This window comes from Saccharothrix obliqua (assembly GCF_019375475.1).
GTDB classification, from domain to species: Bacteria; Actinomycetota; Actinomycetes; order Mycobacteriales; family Pseudonocardiaceae; genus Actinosynnema; species Actinosynnema obliqua.
Genome location: NZ_JAHXGQ010000003.1, coordinates 1 through 21,349 on the forward strand (window position 1 = coordinate 1; position 21,349 = coordinate 21,349).

Here is a 21,349-nt window from a genome sequence, read left to right on the forward strand (position 1 = left end):
GCACCCCGCCGCCGTCAACTCCGCGATCTGCTGCAACGTCGCGTTCACATCCGCCGTCACCGTCGTCGTCATCGACTGCACCGACACCGGGAACTCACTGCCCACACCCACCGACCCGACCATCAGCTGCCGAGTCTTCCGACGCTCGGACAACACGGGAGGCGGCAATGCCGGAATCCCGAGCGCCACGGCGCTCATCGCAGCGCTCCGGCCACGCGGTCCGCGGTCCGGTCGCCGTGCAGCTCCAGGGCCACCCGCGCGATGGACTCCGCGGTGAGGCCGTGCTCCGCGAGGATGTCGGAGCGCTCGCCGTGGTCGAGGAACGCGGTGGGCAGGCCGAGGTTGTGCACGGGTGTGGTCACCCGGGCGTCGGCGCACGCCTGCGCCAGAGCGGCGCCCGCGCCACCGGTCCGCACGCCGTCCTCGACGGTGATCACGAGGCGGTGGCGGGACGCGAGGTGCACCAGCGTCGGGTTGACCGGCAGCAGCCACCGCGGGTCGACGACCGTCACGCCGACGCCCGCGTCGCTGAGCAGCTCCGCCGCGCGCACCGCGACCGCGGCGGGCGCGCCACCGGCCACCAGCAGCACGTCCAGCGGGAGGGACCGGCTGCGGTGCAGGACGTCCATGCCGTCCAACCGGTTGAGCGCGGGCACGTCCGGGCCGACGCCCGCCTTGGGGAAGCGCACCACCGTCGGACCGTCCGACGTGGACACCGCCGCACGCAGCAGTTCCGCCAGCCGGGTGGCGTCGCGTGGCGCGGCGACCCGGATGCCCGGCACGGCGCTCAGCAGCGCGAGGTCCCACACGCCGTGGTGGCTCGGCCCGTCCGGACCGGTGACACCCGCCCGGTCGAGCACGAACGTCACCGGCAACCGGTGCAGCGCCACGTCCATCAGCACCTGGTCCACGGCCCGGTTGAGGAACGTGGCGTACAGGCACACCACCGGGTGCAGGCCGCCCATGGCCAGACCCGCCGCGCTGGTGACCGCGTGCTGCTCCGCGATGCCCACGTCGAAGACCCGCTCGGGGAACCGCCGGGCGAACTCGGCCAGGCCGACGGGCCGCAGCATCGCGGCGGTCAGCGCCACCACGTCGGGCCGCCGCGCGCCGATCCCGGCCAGTTCCGCGCCGAACGCGCTCGTCCAGGTCGGACCGCCCGCCCGCACCGGGCGACCGGTTCCCGGGTCGAGCACGCCGATGCCGTGCATCCGGTCCTCCTCGTCCTGCTCCGCGGGCGCGTAGCCGCGCCCCTTCTCGGTGACGCAGTGCACGACCACCGGCCGATCCGCCCGCACCGCCACGCGGCACGCCTCCTCGACGGCGGTCACGTCGTGGCCGTCGACCGGTCCGACGTAGGTGAAACCGAGCTGCTGGAACACGTTCGGCCCGTCGCCGCGACCGGCGCGCAGCGCGGTCAGGTGGTCGGCCAGGCCGCCGACCGTCGGGTCGTAGGAGCGGCCGTTGTCGTTGAGCACCACCACGACCGGGCCACCCCGGGCGAGGTTGTTCAACGCCTCCCAGGCCAGTCCGCCGGTCAACGCGCCGTCGCCGATGACGGCGACCACCCGGCGGTGCGCTTCCCCGCGCAGCCGCTGGGCTTTCACCAGTCCGTCCGCATAGGACAGCGCGGTGGACGCGTGCGAGTTCTCGACGTGGTCGTGCGCGGACTCGGCACGCATCGGGTAGCCGGACAACCCGCCCGCGGTGCGCAGCGTGGCGAACGCGGCCTGCCGCCCGGTCAGGATCTTGTGGACGTAGGACTGGTGGCCGGTGTCGAACACGATCCGGTCGGTCGGCGAGTCGAACACCCGGTGCAGGGCGATGGTCAGCTCGACCACGCCCAGGTTCGGCCCGAGGTGACCGCCCCGGCCGCACACCTCGCGCACCAGGAAGTCCCTTATCTCGGCGGCCACCGCGGGTAACCGGTCCGGTGGCACCTCCTTGAGCCGTCTCGGGTCGGTGATGTCGCGGAGCAGTGGTGTCATGTGGTCACCCGTCCAGGCTCGTGGACCCCGGCGCCGCGATGCGCACGGTCGCCGGGAGTCCGAAGTGTGTGGTCTCACGCGTGATCTCGCGGTCCTCCACGGTCACCGGTCCCAGTTCGCCCAGCGCGGCGACCACCTCGGAGACCAGTGCCGGCGGAGCGGAGGCGCCCGCGGTCAGCCCGACCGACCGCACGCCGACCAGCCACTCCGGCCGGATGTCGGCGGCGCGGTCGATGAGGTGCGCCGGCGTGCCCTGGCGGCGGGCCAGCTCGACCAGGCGCACGGAGTTGGACGAGTTCGCCGAGCCCACCACCAGCACGAGGTCCGCCTCGTCGACGATCGCGTCGAGCGCCTGCTGCCGATTCGTGGTGGCGTAGCAGATGTCCTCCGACGCCGGCTCGCGCAGCGCCGGGAACCTCTCCCGCAGCGCCGCCACGAAATCCGCCGTCTCGTCCACCGCCAACGTCGTCTGGGTCAGGTACGACACGCGCCCCGGGTCGGGCACGGAGAGGTCGCGCACGTCGTCCAGCGTCTGCACCAGCACCGTCGACTCCGGGGCCTCGCCGAGGGTGCCCTCGACCTCCTCGTGGCCGCTGTGCCCGATGAGCACCACCGTGTCGCCTTGCGCGGCGAACCGGCGTGCCTTGACGTGGACCTTGGTGACCAGGGGGCACGTCCCGTCGATGACGTCGAGCCCGCGCCGGGCCGCTTCCTCGCGCACGGCGGGGGAGACGCCGTGCGCGGAGAACACCACGGTCCCGCCGTCGGGCACTTCGTCCAACTCCTCCACGAACACCGCGCCCCGCCGGGCGAGGTCGTCCACGACGTAGGAGTTGTGGACGATCTGCTTGCGGACGTAGACCGGCGTGGTGCGCCCCTGCAAAGCACGCTCGACGATGGCGATGGCCCGTTCCACCCCCGCGCAGAACGACCGCGGGCCGGCCAACAGAATCCGACGCGCGTCGTCGCCTTCCAGGTTCTGCTCCGAACTCGCATTAACCATGACGGCACGAAAGCACGCCGCGCGACCGGGCCTCAACGCGTGGTTCCGCTTTCCGGGACGGGTTTCCGGGTCGTGTGGTGGAAAGGGGTACGACCGCCGGGACGTCCGGGCCACCGCCTTCCCACGGCCACCCGGAACGGGCAACGTGGTCGGCGTCAGGTCGGCGCGGTGAGAGGGGTAGCAGTGGTCTCCGTGGTCGGGACGGGTGCCGGGGAACACCTCGACAGCCCGCTGCACCGGGCGTTCGCGGTGCTGGAGGCGCTGGCCGAGGCGTCGCGACCGCTGACGCTGTCCGAGCTGACGCGCCTGGTGCCGCTGCCGAAGTCGACGCTGCACCGCCTGCTGGGCGTGCTCACCGACCAGGGGCTGGCGGTGCGGCGGGAAGCGAAGTGCTACGAGATCGGCGACCGGTCGCACCGGTTGGCGGGCGGGCCCGGACGGGCGCGTGCGGAGAAGTTCGCGAGGGCGTTGACACCGCATTTGCTGGAATTGTTCCTGAGCACCCGCGAAGTGGTCAGCGTGGCGGTTCTCGCGGGCACCCGGGTCCACTACGCGGGAACGCTCTACCCGCTCCAGCGCGCGCGATTCGCGGCGGCGCTCGGTTCGCCGGTGCCCGCACACCGCTCGGCCGCCGGGAAGCTGCTCGCGGCGAGCGCCGTGCTGGACCACCGCGCGCGGGGGTGGACCGGTGGCGAGGTCGACGGCGTGGCGCACGAGTTCGCGGTGATCCGGCGGACCGGCCTGGCGTGGGCGCGGGGCGAGCACGTGCCGGACATGGTGGAGGTGGCGGCCCCGCTGCGGCTGGGCGGCACCGCGCCGGTCGCGGCGGTCGTGGTCGGTGGACCGGCGCACCGCGTGGACCTGGCCGCCGCGGGACGCGCGTTGCGCGCGGTGGTCGACTCGGTGGAGGCGCGGCAGGCCGCGTCCTGAGACGCGTCCGGTCCGGTGCCGGACGTCCGGGGAACCCCCTCCCGGAGACACCGACCACGGCGGCGCGCTCGCCGTGGTCGGTGTCGGGGCGGCGGTGCCGCGAGTGGCGGTGCGCCTACGGGTTCGGGTCGAGGAGCATCTTCGCGGCCACTTCCGCGCCGTCGACCCGGATCGTGGTGGCGACGGCCTCGGCCCTGGCGCTCGTCCCGGGGGACAGGGCGGTGGTGAGCGCGGCCGTCAGGGAGTCGACGGTTGGTGTTCCCCCCTCGTGCGCCGTGCCGATGCCCAGTTCGGCGACCCGGGCGGCCCAGTACGGCTGGTCCGCGATGCGGGGCGCGACCACCTGGGGCGCACCGGCTCGGGCCGCCGTGGTCGTGGTGCCCGCGCCGCCGTGGTGGACGACCGCCGCGACCCGGCGGAACAACGCCTGCTGGTTGACCTCGCCGACCACGAAGCAGTCGTCGCCGTCGTCCACCGCCGACAACCCGGCCCAGCCGCGCGCCAGGACGACGCGGCGGCCCAGTGCGCGTGCCGACTCGACGGCCACCCGCGCGATGTCCGGCGGCGCGTAGGCGGCCATGCTGCCGAAGCCCACGTACACCGGTGGTGCGCCGGCGTCCAGGAACGCCGCCAGGTCGTCCGGGAGGGGGCGCTCGTCGGGCAACACCCACGCGCCGGTCTGCACGACGTCGAGTTCCGTCACGCCCTCCGCCGGGCACAGCACCGGGTCCGCCGCGACCCACGGCCGGTCGGTGAAGACGTGGTCGCGGACGCCTGCCACGGGCGGCAGGCCGATCGCCGCGCGGTGGTGGGCCAGCGCCGGGCCGTACAGGTCGTCGACCCGCCGGGCGTCCTGCTCCCACCGCACCCGCAGGTCGGTCTCGTCCGGGGCGGACGGCGTGCCGGGCCGCGCACCCGGGGCGAAGTGCCGCGACGGCAGCCCGAAGACGTGGAAGCCCGCGTACACGTACCGGATGCCCAGCTTCTCGGCCACGTCCCGCGCACCGACCGGCAGCAGACCGGTCGCCAGCACCACGTCACACCCCTCGGCCGCCGAGCCGAGCACCGCGAACCTGGCCGCGACCAGTTCGGGCGCGAGCCGGAACGCGTCCTGCGCCGTCGGCGGCTTCGGGCCCGCCACCACCGACCGCACGGTCGGCCCGAGCGGCACCAGCGGCACGCCGACCCGGTCCAGCAACGTCGCGAATTCCTCGTCCGGCGGCGCGCACACCACCACTTCACCGCCGAGCCCCCGCACCGCCACCGCGAGCGCCACCAGCGGTTCGACGTCCCCTCGCGATCCCCACGTCGTCAACAGCACACGCACTTCGCGACTCCCCGTTTCCCATGTCGTGGCTTGCGGCGGGGAATTCTGCGGCACCACCGGGTCCTTGCCGCAAGTCCCCCTGTCGGCTATAAGTTGAAGGTGGCGGGAGGACGTGCCCCGTCTGTCCACTGTGGACGGTCGCGAGGACCGGGGTGCGCGTTGGTGACCTACTCGCCCGCTCTGCTGCACCTGCTGCGTGACCGGGCGGGTGAGGTCCCGGAGCTGGTGGAGCTGTCCGACGAGTCGTTCTACTGGAACGTCGAGGAGGCGGTGCGCGGCCAGTTCCGCAGCCGGTCCTGGCTCCCCGAGGAAGCCGACTGGGCGGCGGCGGACGCCCGGCTGGTCCTCGACAGGTTGTCCGACGGGTGGTTCGGCCGAGGTGGACCGACGTCGCCGCAGGCGCGTTACGCGGACACCCCGGAGTTGCGCATCGGCGAGGGCGGGCGGGTCAACGCGGAGAAGCCGGAGCGCGGCCTGTGGACCGCGTGCTTCTTCCCGTCCGGGCAGTCGACCTGGGACCACGGGGAGATGTCGCTCGGTCGACCGGTGCGCGTGCGGCACTCCGTGCACTACGGCGAATCGTCGGTGTCGGTGCACGTGATCGACTCGCCCGAGGACTTCGCACGCCTCGTGACCCGGTTCCCGCGGCCCGCGGCCGACGGGCGCGTCCGGGTCGACTGGGACGCCGTCGGGGAGGTGCACCACGCCGTCCACCTGACCGCGAAGGGGTTGCTCACCGCGGACCGAGTCCCGGTGACGACACCGCACGGGACCGCCGAGCTGTGGGGGTGGGGTTCGCAGTCGACGGTGTGGTTGAGGCTGCCGGACGACGCGCGGGTGGTGCCCGGGGCGTGAGGGTCGCCGGTCGGGGTGGTGGCGGTGGTCGGGTGGCTGGGGTTGCCGGTCGGGGTGCCTCGGGCTGTCGGACGACGAGTGGGGGTCACCGGTCCCTGCGGTGGTTCTGCCGGTAGTCGCCGGGTGGTTGGCCGTACGCGTCGCGGAAGAGGCGGCTGAAGTGGGCGGGGCGGTGCAGGCCCCACCGGGCGGCGATGCGGTGCACGGGCACCTCGCTCAGCGACGGGTCCACCAGGTCGCGTCGGCACCGCTCCAGGCGGCGTTGGCGGATCCAGGCGGCGGGACTGGTGTTGTCGGCGGCGAAGAGCTGCTGGAGCAGGCGGGTGGAGATGTGGTGGGCCGCGGCCACCGAGGCGGGGCTGAGCGCCGGGTCGGCGAGGTGCCGCTCCACGAAGCCCTCGATGGTGAGCTTCAACGCCCGCCGCCTGCCCTCGGGTGTCAGGTGGTCCTCTGTGGACAGCGCACCGGCCAGGACCGCGGCCAGCAGGTCCACGGTCACCGACGCGAGGGTGGGCGCGTCGGCCGGGGTGAACTCGTGCGCGCGCCCCATGGTGTCGACCAGCCAGCGGGCGAACGCGGCGCCCATGCCCTGACGCGCGCTGAACGCGACCGCCGTGAACCGCCCGACCGCGTTCGCGGGCAGCGGTAGTCGCGCGCGCGGCACCTGCACCAGCAGGGACGGGCCGCCCGCCGGGCAGCGGCGGTGCGCGGCCAGCGGGTGCGACGTGTCGTAGAGGGTGAACTCGGCGACGCCCGACCGCGCCTCCCGGCCCGCCTGGCAGACCACCGCCTCGCCACCGAGGACCAGGTTGAGCTGGTACGCCTCCGGATCGGACCGGCGGATGAGCTTAGCGGGCCTGCGCACGTGCACCGACGGGTAGTGCAACGCCGCGATCGCCACGTCACCCAGCGCCAAGGTCCGCGTCGTGGCGTGGAAGTCCGCCTCCGCCGGGCTGCGGATCCACGTCGGCGTCAACGACCGCGCACCCGCCTGGACCCAGCTGTCGAACCGGTCCTCCGGCGCGAAGTCCTCAGTGGTGAACTCGGTGAGCACGCGGCACCCCGGTCACCCGCCCCGGACCGGTCTCGTCACCGGGAGGATCACCGCACAACGCACGACGAGCACCGCGTACCGCCATCCCCGACCCCTCCCCGCGACACCGCTGGAACTCCACGGTTACCAGGCGCGCCAACGGTTCGGCAGCCACCGGACCGGCCCGAAGTTCGGTGCGGCGAGCCCGCCGCCCTGGCCGGTCGTGCGCGAATCGACAAGTTCCCTGCGCGAATCCGCAACACGCCGGCGCCGTCGCGCTGGGACGTTGGGGTCGGGGCGACGGGGGAGGACGGTGGCATGGTGGCAACCGCTCGACCGGCGCCGACCGGCGCCACCGCCTCGCCCGCCGGCGCGGTCAGCGGTCGTCGGCCGCCGGCTGCCTGGTGTAGACCGACACGTGCCGGCCCCGCGCCGGGTCGAACCCGCCGCCGGTCCAGTCGCTGTGGCGGTCGGTCCGCGCCAGGCCGGCGAGGGCCGCCATGAGGTCCAGCTCCGGCAGGTAGACCAGGCGGTGGGTGGTCGGCATGACCTTGATGCCGCTCGCCGCGATGAAGATGTGCCGGTACTGGACCACCTGCCCGACGAGGTCGTACTTCATGGCCTGCATGGTCACCGTGTCCAGTTCCTCCAGGTGACCGACGAACAGCGGTCGCCGATCGGCGAACAGCCAATTCGGCAGCGCGGCTTCGACGACCAGGCGACCGCCGGGCCGCAGGTGTTCGGCGGCGGCTTTCAGGCAGGCCACCTGGTCCTCCTGCGTGGTCAGCTCGAACAATGAGTTGGCCACCAGGTAGATGAGGTCGAAGTGGTCCGCGAGGGCTAATTCCGAGATATCGCCCAGAATTGTGCGCACTGTTTCTCCGGAGTCCTTCGAGTGCAGTACCCGGAGCATGTCGGGAGAGGCGTCGACACCCGTCACGGCGCAGCCCCGCGCGGCCAGCGGCAGGGCGATGCGCCCGGTGCCGACGGCCAGTTCGAGCACGTCCCCACCAGCGGCCAAGCGTTCCAGGAAGGTGACCGCGTCGGCCGCGTCGGCGTCGAAGGGGTGAAGGTCATCATAGAGGTCGGCGAGTTCTTCGTACCGTTCCGCGGGAGTGCCGTGGCCAGCGGTCATCGCATTGCCCTCCGGGGTCTTCGGGTGACTTCGGGAATTCGTGCCGACAGCTCGGCGGCACGGTTCGATGTATACCGGTTCGAGCGGTGCGCTGCTAGCCTGGGGCACGTACGGAAATCAATTTCCCGTACATTCCCGGAAAGGAGCTGTCATGACCGCTCTGCTGGAGTTGGAACCCCGGTCGGCCGGTGCCGAGGTCGTGGAGCCGGACGTCGAGTTCGAGAAGCGCTGGGACGCCATGCCGGTCGACTGCCTGGTGAGTTCGCCGGTGCAGACGCTGCCGGTGACCAACGTGATCTGCTGCTCGTAGCGCACGGCCCGGGGTCGCCGGCATGAACGAGGTCGGTTCCCGGGCGTGGGTGGAGCACGCCGTGCGACAGGGCGTGGGCACCCGGCACGCGGTGACCGCGGGTTCGGTCTGGCTGGTGGTCAGGCCGGACTCCGCGGTCCTGCCGGCGCACGGCTGGAAGCTGCACGTGTCCTCGCGGGTGGCGAACTTCCCCGCACTGGTGGAAACCCTCGTCCCGCTGTTGGCGGCGGAGGGCTGCCTGTTCAAGCTCGCGTGCTCGGTCGAGGTCCTGCGCGACCTCAACGGCGGGCTGGCCGCGCCCGCGACCGTCGGCAAGGCGTTCACCGTCTACCCGCACCAGGACCGGGTCCGCGAGCTGGGCCTGCTGCTCGCGAACGCCCTGCGCGGGCACCAGGGTCCGCGCGTACTCAGCGACCGGCGGGTGTTGGCCAACTCCCCGGTGTACTACCGGTACGGGTCGATGACCGACGACCTGCGCCACGACCGGTTCGGGCGGCCGGAGATCCGCCTGCGCGGCCCGCGTGGCGAGGAGTTCGACGGCCTGGCCGGGCTGAGCTACCGGCAACCGCCGTGGGCGACCGACCCGTTCGCCGGCGGGGAACCGGGGCGGGGCGGTGACGACACGCTCGTCGGCGGCCACTACCGCGTCACGGCGGGCGTCCGGGAATCGGCCCAGGGCAACGTGTACCGCGCGGTCGACACCCGTGACGGCCGGGCCGTGGTCGTCAAGCAGGCACGTGCCCACGTGGCGGAGTTCGGCGAGCGCAACGACAGCCGGCTGCGGTTGCGCAACGAGCGCCGCGTCCTCGACGTGCTCGCCGGCGTCGCGGGTGTGCCCCGGTTCGTGGACCACTTCCGGCACGGGGAGGACGAGTTCCTGGTCACCGACGACCGCGGTGCGCGGAACCTGGCCGACGACGTGCGGCTGGGCGGACCGTACGCACCGGGCGGCGGCGTGCGCGGGCTCGACCGGCTCGCGGCGGCCGTGGCCGGGATCTTGGTCGCGGTGCACGAACGCGGCGTCACCATGCGGGACCTCACGCCCGCCAACACCATCACCGGCGAGTCGATCAGCGTCGTGGACTTCGGCCTGGCCGCGCACGCGGGTCTGCACCTGCCCGGCAGCACGCCGGGGTACGCGCCGGCCCGCCAGGTGCGTGACGAAACACCGCGCGACACCGACGACCTCCACGCGCTGGGCATGGTGCTGACCCACGCCCTGACCGGGATGCCCCCGGTGATCGCCGGTGACGACCTCGACCTGCCGCGGACCCGCGCGCTCCAGGCGCTCCGCCTTCGGTTCGGGTCCGCACCGGTCGGGATCGGCGCGGTCGTCGTGGCGCTGCTCGACGACGACGCCGGTCGCGCCCGCGAGGCGGTGCGGCGGATCGCCGCGGGCGGCAGGCCGGCCCCGGCGGTGATCCCGGTGCCCGCGCGGCCCGCGATGACGCCGGTGCTCGCGGCCGAGGTGGTCGGGAACCTGCGCGCGGACCTGCTCGACCGGGTCGACCGGGTGGTGCGGGCCGAGGCGGACACGTTGGCGTACCACGACTTCAGCGCCTACACCGGCAGCTCGGGCATGGGTCTGGAACTGCTGCACCACCTGCCGGGCCGACCGGACGTCCGCCGCCGGGTCGCGGAGCTGGCGGAGTTCACCGCCCGGGTGGCGCGGCGACCGGGTGCGCGTCCCGGTCTCTACGGCGGCACGACGGGCGCCGACGTCTTCCTGCGTGCCGCGGCCGACTTCGGCGTGGGCGCGGCCGACCGGGCGGTCCGCGGCCTGCCGCCGCCGGAGTGGGACGCGACGCCGGCCGACCTCGTGGACGGGCAGGCGGGCGTCGGGCTGGGCCACCTGCGCCTGCACCGGGTCGACGGCGACGCGGAGGACCTGGCGGTGGCCCGGCGGTGCCTGCGTGCCGTCCTCGCGGAGGAACCGGCCGGACGCGTCACGGAGGCGGGCGTGGCGGACGCCGGGCTGGGGCGCGCGCACGGGCTCGCCGGCGCGGTGGAGTTCCTGCTGCGCCACGCCGAGCACACCGGCGAGCCGCGGGCGCTCGACGCAGCCGCGCACCGCGCGCACCACCTGGCCCGCCACGCGCGGGCGCTGGTGGCCGAGGCACGGGACCCGGCAGCCGAGCCGATGACCACGTCCTGGTGTCGAGGGCTGGCGGGGATCGGGCAGGTGCTGGCGCTCGCGGGCCGCGTGCTGGACGAACCCGGGCTGACCGCCCTGGCCCGGTCGGCGGCCGACGCGTGCGCGGCCCGCGTGCCCGGCATGGCGTCGCTCGGGCGGTGCTGCGGCGTGATCGGGGTCGGCGAGTTCTTCCTCGACCTGGCCGTGGCCGGGGGTTCCGAGCGGCACTGGGAAGCCGCGCTCGACGTCGCCTCGCACCTGCTGCTGCGCACCGGCGGCCCACCCGACCACCCGACCTTCGCCGCACCCGGCGCGAACCCCACGACGGCCACGTCGTGGGCACACGGCCTCGTCGGCGCACTCGCCTTCTTCCGCCGCCTGGCGGGCGGCGGGGACCCGGTGTCGGCGACCGGGGAGCTTTGGGATCCCCCGACGTTGCGGTAGCGACGCAGCGGCGATAAATGACCCCCGCCCCGTGTTCGATCAATCCGAGGCATTCGGGGTCCATGTTAGGCATCGGGCCGGGAATCACCGCGGACGACTTTATCTGCACCACAACCACCGCCGAATGTCGGTGATGGGGCTGTGCGAGGACATTCCGTCCGAGCTCGTGGTCGGGCGTCGCGGAGTGGCAGCCGAGTGCGGTGACGAAGTAAGCCGGTGGATGAACCGTCCACGTGTCGACGAGTGCGCCGCCGCACTTCTTTCAAGTCGGTGGCACGTGGGCTCGGTGCACCCCCTACTTGTCGAGGTGCCCGGTCGCGTGACGCGCTCGCGCGACCGGCTCTCGCGCGCCGCGCCGCCGGTCGCGCGGCATGTCCGCGCCACGTCGGACGTAGATCAACTACGGGTGTGGCCAGTGGGCGTTCCAACCCGCGCCCCTTGGAGTACGGTCTCAGTCGGCAGTCGCACGGCTCGGAACGAGTAACACCAATGACGGTTTGTCGATAGCTAGTGGTACCGCCTGAAGAGCGGTTGCGTGTCAGAGCGGTTGAGGTCGAGGGGACGACACTCGATGGTCGGTCAGGGGGGTTATGCGGACCAGTGGCAGGTGACCGGGACCCCGAGTGGCGAGCCGAACTCGCCGGGAACGAGGCAGTCGCAGCCCGTTCCCGCTGGTCGGTTCGTCGTGGATCGCGAACTGGGTTGGGGACGCCTGGATTCGGGCGGGGAACTCGTCCGGTTCTTCGATTCCCCGACGACACCCGAGGTGGTCCTGCCCGCGGCGGGACGTCAGTACCGCCTCTCGGTCCTGGCGGCGCAGGAGCGAGTGTGGTGGTTCGACGGCGGGCGCTGGCTGGTCGGGCGGGTGAGTTCGCCCCGCACGGCGAGGGCGGACGACTACGTCGTCGACTTCCCCAATGGGCGCAGCGAGGTCGTACCCGCCGACGAGGTGCGGGTTCGGTGGTCGTTGCCGCTGGCCGACCCACTGGCCCTGCTTCGGGCAGGCACCGTGGAGACGCGGTACTTCCACTCGCGGCGCACGGCCTTCCTGCGCGCGGTGACCGATCAGCGCAGTGCCTCGCGGCGCCTCGGTGGCCTGCTGTCCTCCGCTGTCGAACTCCACGACCACCAGATCGGCGCGGCTCGTCGGGTGCTGTCGGACCCGGTGCCCCGCTATCTGCTGGCCGACGAGGTCGGCCTCGGCAAGACGATCGAGGCCGGCCTGGTGATCCGGCAATTCCTGCTGGACGGGCCTGGTGCGGTGCTCGTGGTCGTGCCCGATCAACTCGTCGGCCAGTGGCGAGCCGAACTGGCTCTGAAGTTCCGCGTCGACGCGTTCCCCCGGAGGGTGGAGGTCGTCGGCCACTCCAGTGTTCGCGACGTTGCTCCCGAGTCCAGGGCGCTCACGGTTGTCGATGAGGCACACCGGTTCACCGACAACGTCGACTACGGTCGACAAGATGATCGACAGGAGCGCTACGAGGCGCTGCGCGCGATCGCCCACGCCTCGGAAGCCCTCCTCCTGCTCAGCGCCACCCCGGTGCGGAGCAATGAGGACGCCTTCCTCGGACTCCTTCACCTGCTCGACCCGGAGAACTACTCGTTGTCGGACGTGGCGGGTTTCCGGCGGCGGGTCGAGATGCGTGACGACCTGGCCGAGGCCATGGCGGCGCTCGACGCCGACACGCCCATCCGCTACCTCCGGTCGCCCCTCGACCGGGTCGCCACCCTGCTCCCGGACGACCGGGTCGTCCAGGACGTCGTGGCACGGGTAGGCGACCTGATCTCGGCCGGACGCGCGGCTGAAGCGCGTGGCCAGGTCGAGCGCCTGCGCATCCACGTCTCCGAGGCGTACCGGCTCCACCGCCGGATGATCCGCAACCGCCGCGCCACCGCGATCAAGAGCTACTTCCCGGTACGTGGACGCGCCTTGGCGCAGTCGTGGCGGATCGCCGACCCGGATTGCCGGCGTCCCGCGCTGTTCACGATCCTCGAGGAACTGCGCTTCGAGTTGGAGATGGCGGGTACGCCCCTCGCCGGGCGCGTGCTCCAGGCTGTCATCGGGCGCGCACTCGCGCCCTTGACCGCACTCGGTGACCTGGTCGTGGCCCTGCGCGGCGGAGACGATCACGACTTGTCCCCGGGGGAGATCGCCGCTGTCGTCGAGTTGCGCACCGCGGGGTTGGCCGCGCACCTCGCGGACCAGGTGACGCGCTTGATGGACACCGAGTCATCGCAGAGCCGCATGTCGGCCGCGGTGGAGTGGGCACGCGCGCGAGTCGGACGAGGCAAGCACGTGATCGCGTGCTCCTACCCGAACACCGCGCGGGCAATGGCCGAGTTGGCGGCTCGCGAACTGGGACGTCATCGGGTGTCGGCGCTGCTCGAAGGCCAGAGCGAGGAGGAACGGGCTCGGCTGGCGGTCGCGTTCGCGCAGAGCGGGGAGAAGTCCGTCCTGGTGATCGACCGCTCCGCGGAGGAGGGCGCGAACCTGCAGTTCGTCAGCGAGGTCCTGCACCTTGACATTCCCACGTCCACGTCACGACTGGAGCAGCGGCTCGGCCGCTTCGACAGGTGGAGTGAGCTGGGCGAGCCGGTGAAGTCCGTGGTCTTCCGAGAGGTGGACCCGGAACTCGAAGAGCAGTTCGGTGCTTGGACCGCGACCTTGCACGACGTTTTCGGGGCGTTCACGGCGTCCACGTCGACGCTCCAGTACGTTCTGGCGGACCTCGAGGCAGAGTTCTTCGACACCGCGGTTCACCGAGGTCCCGGCGCCGCGCGCGAGGCGTTGGCGGCCCGCTCGGGCACGCTGGACGAACAACGCCGGAAGATCGCGGGACAGGACCTGCTGGACAGCATCGAGGACCGCGCCGAGGACGAGGAGTTGACCAACCGACTGGCTGCGATCGACGCTCGGCGCAGGGAGGTCGAAGCCGCGATCGTGGCCTACGTGCACGAAATGCTGCACTTCACCGTCGACTACGATGACGACCTCATCCGGTTCGGGGTCAGCCGCAAGAAGCCGCCCTTGCTGACAGAAGCCGCCGTGGAGCAGATCGGACCACGGGTGTTCAAGCGCGCGTACACCGCGGACCGCATCACGGCAGGCGATGGCCACGGTTTCCTCCGCTGGGGTGAGCCGCTGGTCGACGCCTTCGCGGACTTCGCGGAGCGGGACGACCGGGGTCGGGCCTTCGCGGTCGAACTCGAACAACGTGCCGACACCTGGGACCGGGAGCCGGTCGTCGCCTTCTGCTTCGACGTGAAGGTGGCGCCTGGTCTGGTGGAGGAAGGCGACGAAGCGTTCACGAGGGCCGTGCGGGCTCGCGCCACGCGGTTCCTGCCGACCACGATCGAACGCGTGTGGTGGACGGGCCGAGGCCCGTGCACCGACGCGATGGTGAAGCTCCTGGAACGCGAACAGGGAATCAACCTGGGCAGCCGCCCCGAGCGATTCCACGAACTGATCGCGCCGTTCGACTGGGCTCGTGCCTGCCGGGAGGCGTTCGAAGGGGCGGTCGCCCACGTCCGCGCTCGGCCTGATGTCGTGCGTGGCCTGGCCGGTGCGCGAGAGCGCGCCACAGCGGCCCAGGCGCACGAGGACATCATCCTGGCGACGCGTTCGCTCGGCCGCGCCGACGTCCTCGGCGCCGATTCCCGCCTGGTCGATGCGCTCGACCACAGCCTGGCCAACCCGTCGTTCACCTTGGAGAGCTGCGGAGCGGTCTTCATCACCTGGGCGGGACCGGAGTGACCGTGTTGACGTTGGCGGACATCGCCGAAGCCTCTCCTCGCTTGGTCCGCAGGCTGAAGTCCTCGCGGAACATCTCCGCCGCGGAACTGCTGCCGCTGGTCCGAGCGGTTCTGGTGGCCCGTCGCTACCAGGCGCTGTCGGCGGACGCGGACGAGTTGAGCGCCATCCCGGACGCGGTGTGGGAAGCGCACGGCTTCGTCGGGATCAGCCGGGGCGTGTGGAAGGCAGAGCCGTGGACACCGGCCTGGCTGGACCACCACGGCACGCCTCCGGACGAGGAAGTCGCCCGTCGAACCCGGCGTCGCGCCAACTGGGCGCTCGCCGCCGACAACTTCTACCGCGACACGATGCGGCGGGCGGAGTACCTGAGCCCGGGGCAGAAGGCGGCTGTGCGCGCCCTGCGCATCGCGGAGCCCGGCGATGCCCTGATCTGCGTGTTGCCCACCGGATCGGGCAAGACGGATGTGGTGCTCGCCCGTGCACTGGCGGCCCGCCCGCGGCAGACCTGCCTGATCGTGCCGACTGTTGCCCTTGCCCTCGACCTGGAACAGCGGGTTCGGAACCTGACCGGCGACACGGCGACATACGTCTACCACGGCGAACTCACCCAGGAGGCCAAGGAAGGATTCGCGCGCCGGGTGCGGGACGGCACCCAGTGGTTGGTGATCACCTCACCCGAGGCCGCGTGCACGACACTGGCGCGGCCGTTGGAGGCCGCTGCCGCCGCAGGCCGCCTCGACCTGATCGCGATCGACGAGGCGCACATGGTCGCGGAGTGGGGCGACGACTTCAGACCCGCTTTCCACAGCCTGGCCGGTCTCCGGAGGCGGTTGGTCGACCTGGCTCCCGCGACCGGGCGGCCGGTCACCGCGATGCTGACGGCGACGTTGGACGACTACGGACTGGAGACGCTGCGCCGACTCTTCCCCGGCGAGCGGGAACTGCTCGTCTCCGCCCAAGTCACGCGGCCCGAGCCCTCCTGGTGGTCGCGCCACTGCGAGACGGAGGAGGAGAAGCGGGACCGCTTCCTCGAGTTGTGCCGCCATCTGCCGCGACCGCTGATCGTGTACACGTCACTGCACACGTCGGAGCGCTCCACCAACATCCACACCGTTCGGAACTGGTTGGTCTCCGCCGGCCTCCGCGCGGTGGCCCTGATCGGTGGGGGCGCGTCCGTGCAGGAGCACCGGGCCGCCGCCGACGGGTTGGCGCTGCGCGGGGAGGAGGACGCCGACGTCGACGTGGTCGTCGCGACATCGGCGTTCGGCCTGGGCGTGGACATCCAGGACGTGCGTGCCGTCATCCACCTCTGCGTGCCCGAGTCCGTCGACCGGCTGTACCAGGAAGTAGGCCGGGCAGGAAGGGATGGTTGTGCCTCCGCGTCCGTTGTGCTGTGGACCGACACCGACGCGGAGGTCGCCCGGAGCATGTCCGAGGCGCGGTTGATCGGTGACCGGAAAGCCTGGAAGCGCTGGCGCAGCATGCGCCTCGGCACGGTCGAGAACGGTGTGATGAGGGTCGATCTCACCGCTTCGACGGAGGACGTCGGATTCCCGTGGAGCGACGCCAACCGCTATTGGAACCTCCAGACCCTGAGCGCGATGGACCGTGCCGGTATGGTCGAACTCGATTGGCAACCCGCCTTCGACATCCCGGTCGACGTCACGGAACAACAACTCCAGGACGCTTTTGCGGCGCAACGCACGTCGACCGCCGTTCGCATCGTCGCCGGGGACCTCGCGGACGAACAACGCTTCAAGCAACGGTTCCGGGATGCGCAGGACCAGAGCCGGTCTGCCGGAGCGGCTTCGCTGCGGTCGGCGATGGAGGTCCTGTCCGGTAGTGGCGGCTGTGTGAACCGCTTCCTGGCCGACCACTACCGGTTGACGACGGAGTCGGGCCGGCTCACCGCGATCAGGCAGTGCGGGGGCTGTCCGAGTTGCCGTGTCGCGCGCGCATCACCGGTGTCGTCGGCCGCTCCGGCGTTGCCGCTGTTCAGCGGTCGGTTGACGATCGAGCCCCGGATGTCGCTGAAGGCGTTGGCGTCCGCGGGCAAGTTGTGCGTGTGGACCGATGGCAGGCAACTCGACGCGGAGCAGGAGTTGGTGAGGCGCCTCGTCGACCACGGCGTGGTGGCTCTCGTGTCGGGGGAGCCATGGTCGCCGGCTCCGCGCCGGGTGAACGGCGTGTGGTGGGAAGACGTCGCCTCCGACGGCAACGGGTTCCGGAATGCTCTCCGCGTTCCGACGCTCGCTCGCATCGACGACCAGTTCCCCGTCGAGAAGTCCGCACTGCTGCTGTCCAAGTTGTCACGCGGACCACTGACCGTGGTACTGACAACCGCTGATCAACCCAGCCCCTTCGACGACCGGCTACTGCTCCGGGAGTCCTGGGGGCGCGCATATCGCGTCGAACAAATGTTGCGGAGGCTGTAGATGGCGCTTCTCACCTCGCCGGACATCGTTCCCGAGGCGATGCGCTTCCTGGTTCGCGGCCTGCTCGTCCTGAAGGGAGGCCAGGCGGATCGCGAAGAGTTGCAGGACTTGGTGGCCCCGCTCGGCCTAACGGAGGCCATGGCGGTCCTGGGAGTGGTCGCCGCGGAGGAGGACGACGCCGAAGCCGAGGGTCCGGCTGAAGCCGACACCCCGGCTGAAGCCGACACCCCGGCTGAAGCCGGCGCCCGCTCCGGTGGGCAGTTGATCGTCGCGAGATCCCTGGAAGCGCTGCGCCTGCTCGGTGTGGTTCAAGTGGAGGACAAGCAGTTCCGGTTGGCCGAGCGGGCCGCCGTCCGTTATCGGAGCGCGGCTGACGTCACCCCGCGTGATTTTCGCGCATTTCTCCTGGATTCGGTGTTGGGCATGGGTGTTCCCGGAGCCGCGCCGGGCGATGCCGCGGGCGTGAACGACCTGCTCGGCGCGCTGGAGTTGTTCTACGCGACCGAAGATCCCCTGAGGCCGTTCGACCGCTTCGAGAAACCGAAGAAGTCCGGTGATCGCGGCCGCAGCTTCCAACAACTGCAAACCGACGCGTTCGGCACGGACGACAAGAACTGGCCGCTGCGCAATAAGACCCGCTGGCAGCCGTTCCGCCGCTGGTCGTCATACCTGGGTTTGGCGCGTCGGGTGGGCGGGACGGGGTTGGTCCCGGATGCCGGTGAGGCGCTGGTGCACCGACTGGCGGCGTGCCCCGAGGGCACGTACGACGTGCGTGACTTCGCGGCACGCTGCGCCGCGGCGGTTCCGCTGCTCGACGGAGGAGCCCTGCAAACCCGGCACGACCCCGAGCGGACCGGTTCGACGGAGGTGTTGTCGCCGGCCCTGTCGTTGACCCTCACGCAACTGGAAGCCGATGGTTTGGTCAAAATGGACAAGCGGAGTGACACCGGGGTGCGCATTGTCCGCCTGCGCGGAAACCGGACCCTCGACCGTTCGGTGACCACCGTGGAATGGACGCCGACGGCCAAGGACGGGGGCATCGGATGAGCGGGAACAGGGTTTGCTGGGACCGGAGCGCCATCGAGTTCGCCACGCAGATCGACGTCGGCGGCCTCGAGATCGGTGATCGCCGCGCCGACGCCGTCTTCGCGGCCATCCACCAGGAGTTGCCGCTCGAACAAGTCCGGGACGCGGGAGGCGAGCGGATCTCGGAGGTGACGCAGGACGGGTTGCTGAAGGCGTTCACCAAGCCGATCGACTCGAACGAGCCGCGCCTGGTGTTCATCACCGGGCTCAAGGGCACGGGCAAGAGCCATTTGGTGCGCTGGCTGAAGTCCCGGATCGGTGCCCGGCCCGACTGGCACGTCGTGTACATCGAGAAGCGCAACACGAACCTGCGGCGGGTCATCGAGCACATCCTGGACGGCATCGACACCTCGCGCGCCGAGGACCTCCGGAAGGCCCTGGTCAAGGCGGGCAGCGAAATCGCCACCGATGCCGAGGCGATGAACGCGCTCCTCGGTCGCCTGGACCACCTGGTGACGTTCGACCAGGCCGGCGAACTGCCCGGCCTCACGGACTTCTCGCCGGCGGAGTTGGCAGAGTTGCGGACAACGGCGCACCGCCTCCTCGGGGACTTCACCTTCCGTGCGGAGCTCAGCAAGGAGGGAGGGCCGATCCACCGCATCGTGCGGCTCGCCATGGGCAACGCGGACGACGCGGGAGCCCAGGACTCGGACCTCCACATCACCGAGCAGGACCTGTCCGTCGATCCGTTCAGGTTCGAGGACGCCGGTCAACAGGTCCAGCAGTTGGTCAGGTCGGTGATCGCTTCCAAGGAGTTGCGCGCCGACCTCGCCGCTCTGTGCGACGCATACCTGGAACGGGCGAAGGGAGACGTCTTCACGGGGCCGAACGTGAGCCTCTTGGAGGTCTTCGAAGACGTGCGCCGCGAGATCGCGAACCGCGGTCAGGAGCTGTGCTTGTTCATCGAGGACCTGGTGCTCCTCCACGGCATCGACAAGCAGTTGGCGCAGGCCCTCACGATTCCCGCCAACTCCCAGTTGTGCAAGCTCCGCGCGGCCATCGCGGTCACGAACGGCTACCTCGCGTCGGTCGACACGTTCGCGGATCGCGGCGACCACTACCGGATCAACATCGACCTGGCGGCGATCGGCAGTCGACAACTGCGCGACTTCGTCGGTCGGTACTTGAACGCGGGCCGCTTGACGGACGAGGAGCTGTTGCTCGACAACGAGTCCTCGACACGAAAGCAGAGCAACGCCTGTCTCAGGTGTCCCGACCGTGCGCCATGCCACCAAGTGTTCGGTGCTTCGAAGTCCGGCCACGGGTTCTACCCCTTCAACGGTCAGGCCCTGGACCGCATGGTCGAGTTGGCGAGCCCGGGTGCCTTCCAGCCGCGGCAGATCCTCCGCCACGTGATCCGCGAGCCGTTGGAGGTCGCGGAGGAGGAGTTGCCGCAGGGTGGAGTCTTCCCCTCGGCGGACTTCGCGCGCTCGCTCGACGGAGTCCGTGCGTCGGTGCCGGTGGAGGTGCGAGGCGGTATCCACCGAACCAACCGGGCCAGCCCCCATGCCGAGTTGACCCTGCGAGCCTTCTACGCGTCGCAGCCACCCGCCATCGACGACTCGGTCCTACGCATCGCGAAGTACCTCGGCGTCACGCTCGGCACATCGACCGTCGACCCGGAAGGGCCACCGTCTGGCGAAGACGAGAAGCCGACACCGGACGGCGGGGTGTCGGAGGATCCGTCACCCCGCCCGTCGCCCGGCCCAAAGTTGGACGAGTTCGACCGCTGGACGGTGGGGGAGTACATCACGAGCGATACCGCGCACCGGATCCGCAACTGGATCTGCGAGACGACGGTCGCGTACTTGCTGGACGGTCCCTACGGCCTCGCCATCGGACGGACCGGCAAGTTCAGTTGGCGCATCGGCTCGTACGAGATGCGGACCACCGACGTGCACATCCAGAACGCCAGCGGCTCGAACACCCTGACGCCCCGGAACCCCTTCCCCATCACCGTGACCGATGAGAACGCCCTGATGTTGCGAGGGGTGCACAAGGCTGCGTTGGGCGGTCGTCTCGACGATGACGCCGGCGGCACGTGGTTCTTCTCATTGCAGGCCAGGATCTCGCGCTACGCGGACAAGATCGCGCATCTCGCCCGGCAGTTGGAGGACGACCAGTTGGAGACGGCGGTACGTGCGCTGACCGTCCTGCGCCGCGCGTCCGACAACCCGGGAAACTCCGTGCGCGATGCGTTGCCCGAGATGTTGAAGCCGCACGCACCGGCGAACGGCATCGTCAGGGCGTTCTTGGCCGATAGCCGGGGTGTCCGGGAGGAATCGCTGCGGACGCTGCGGAACCACGCCACGGCGAGCAAGGGGTTGGGCGCTCCATCAGTGATCGACATCGCGCTCGTGTACCAGGCGATCAACCAGCACTTGAAGGAGCGGACGTTCGCCGGGCAACCGCCGACGGGAGGCGGTGAGGCCCTCACCAGGTTGCAGAGCAGGCTCGACCGCGCGGCCACGAAGGCATGGGCTGAGATCGACGAGTTGCTCACGTCGTTCGCCTCGCTCCTCGACCCGGAGGAGAACCTCACCGCGACTCGCAAGACGATCAAACTCCTGCTCGAACGAAGCGTCGCCGCAGGCAGGCTGCCGCACCGACACCTGAAGGTGGAGTACGAGAACGCCGAGGCGAAGGTCGAAGCCGCCCACATGAACCTGTACCGCCAGATGGTGCGGATCTCACCGGCCAAGGACCTCTGGGAGGTGAAGGGCGATCCAGCGCCGGCATTGAGGGCGTTGAGGAACTACGCCGTCGCGGCGGACAGGTTGCTCGCGGGTCTTGAGGACTCGCTCGGCCACGTCGGTGTCGACGACGTCGAGCTGGACGTCGACGGTCTCACCGAGCAGTTGAGGGCGCTTGCCGAGGACCTCGACACCGCGTCAGGGAAGTGGAGGAGCTGACAC

14 protein-coding genes are annotated in these 21,349 nt (G+C 71.1%); 8 read left to right on the top strand and 6 right to left on the bottom strand.

The genetic code is table 11. The features are described 5' to 3' along the window. The 3 genes from KZQ38_RS10040 to ispH all read right to left on the bottom strand — a co-directional run. Window positions 1-198 (bottom strand): flavodoxin-dependent (E)-4-hydroxy-3-methylbut-2-enyl-diphosphate synthase (locus KZQ38_RS10040; RefSeq protein ID WP_219440436.1); only part of this gene is annotated, 198 nt, incomplete at its 3' end. Beyond that, window positions 195-1,988, bottom strand: a complete 1,794-nt coding sequence (locus tag KZQ38_RS10045; RefSeq protein ID WP_219440437.1) for a 1-deoxy-D-xylulose-5-phosphate synthase — start codon at window positions 1,986-1,988, stop codon at window positions 195-197. The genes KZQ38_RS10045 and KZQ38_RS10040, both read right to left, overlap by 4 nt. Before the next feature lie 4 nt (window positions 1,989-1,992). After that, window positions 1,993-2,991 carry a 4-hydroxy-3-methylbut-2-enyl diphosphate reductase gene (gene ispH, locus KZQ38_RS10050; protein WP_219440438.1) on the bottom strand — a complete coding sequence of 333 codons (999 nt, stop codon included), beginning with the start codon at window positions 2,989-2,991 and terminating at the stop codon, window positions 1,993-1,995. A gap of 168 nt (window positions 2,992-3,159) precedes the next feature. On the opposite strand from ispH, the gene KZQ38_RS10055 reads away from it, so the two are divergent. Beyond that, window positions 3,160-3,921, top strand: coding sequence for an IclR family transcriptional regulator (locus tag KZQ38_RS10055; RefSeq protein ID WP_308258328.1), 762 nt, complete (start codon window positions 3,160-3,162; stop codon window positions 3,919-3,921). Window positions 3,922-4,036: 115 nt separating this feature from the next. Here KZQ38_RS10055 and KZQ38_RS10060 read toward each other — a convergent pair whose 3' ends face one another. Beyond that, window positions 4,037-5,248, bottom strand: coding sequence for a glycosyltransferase (locus KZQ38_RS10060; protein WP_219440440.1), 1,212 nt, complete (start codon window positions 5,246-5,248; stop codon window positions 4,037-4,039). A 162-nt stretch (window positions 5,249-5,410) separates the two neighbouring features. Here KZQ38_RS10060 and KZQ38_RS10065 point away from each other — a divergent pair, with 162 nt between their 5' ends. Then, window positions 5,411-6,103, top strand: a complete 693-nt coding sequence (locus KZQ38_RS10065) for a hypothetical protein (protein ID WP_219440441.1) — start codon at window positions 5,411-5,413, stop codon at window positions 6,101-6,103. An 85-nt stretch (window positions 6,104-6,188) separates the two neighbouring features. Here the strand turns inward: KZQ38_RS10065 and KZQ38_RS36990 are convergent, their stop codons facing one another. Further along, a complete protein-coding gene (locus KZQ38_RS36990) occupies window positions 6,189-7,157 on the bottom strand; it encodes an AraC-like ligand-binding domain-containing protein (RefSeq protein ID WP_219440442.1) in 969 nt (322 codons plus the stop codon). A gap of 355 nt (window positions 7,158-7,512) precedes the next feature. Continuing rightward, on the bottom strand, window positions 7,513-8,271 hold the full coding sequence (locus KZQ38_RS10075; RefSeq protein ID WP_219440443.1) for a class I SAM-dependent methyltransferase: 759 nt from the start codon (window positions 8,269-8,271) through the stop codon (window positions 7,513-7,515). A 151-nt stretch (window positions 8,272-8,422) separates the two neighbouring features. Here KZQ38_RS10075 and KZQ38_RS10080 point away from each other — a divergent pair, with 151 nt between their 5' ends. From KZQ38_RS10080 to KZQ38_RS10105, 6 genes are all read left to right on the top strand, one after another. Next, window positions 8,423-8,581 carry a hypothetical protein gene (locus tag KZQ38_RS10080; RefSeq protein WP_219440444.1) on the top strand — a complete coding sequence of 53 codons (159 nt, stop codon included), beginning with the start codon at window positions 8,423-8,425 and terminating at the stop codon, window positions 8,579-8,581. A 22-nt stretch (window positions 8,582-8,603) separates the two neighbouring features. After that, window positions 8,604-11,159, top strand: coding sequence for a class III lanthionine synthetase LanKC N-terminal domain-containing protein (locus tag KZQ38_RS10085; protein WP_219440445.1), 2,556 nt, complete (start codon window positions 8,604-8,606; stop codon window positions 11,157-11,159). Between the two features lie 685 nt (window positions 11,160-11,844). Next, complete coding sequence (gene dpdE / locus KZQ38_RS10090; RefSeq protein ID WP_219440446.1) at window positions 11,845-14,913, top strand: protein DpdE; 3,069 nt, start codon at window positions 11,845-11,847, stop codon at window positions 14,911-14,913. 2 nt (window positions 14,914-14,915) lie between these two features. Continuing rightward, complete coding sequence (gene dpdF / locus KZQ38_RS10095; RefSeq protein ID WP_308258329.1) at window positions 14,916-17,348, top strand: protein DpdF; 2,433 nt, start codon at window positions 14,916-14,918, stop codon at window positions 17,346-17,348. After that, complete coding sequence (locus tag KZQ38_RS10100; protein ID WP_219440448.1) at window positions 17,349-18,395, top strand: hypothetical protein; 1,047 nt, start codon at window positions 17,349-17,351, stop codon at window positions 18,393-18,395. Continuing rightward, complete coding sequence (locus tag KZQ38_RS10105) at window positions 18,392-21,346, top strand: ATP-binding protein (RefSeq protein ID WP_219440449.1); 2,955 nt, start codon at window positions 18,392-18,394, stop codon at window positions 21,344-21,346. The genes KZQ38_RS10100 and KZQ38_RS10105 overlap by 4 nt, the downstream gene beginning before the upstream one ends. Window positions 21,347-21,349 lie beyond the last annotated feature (3 nt).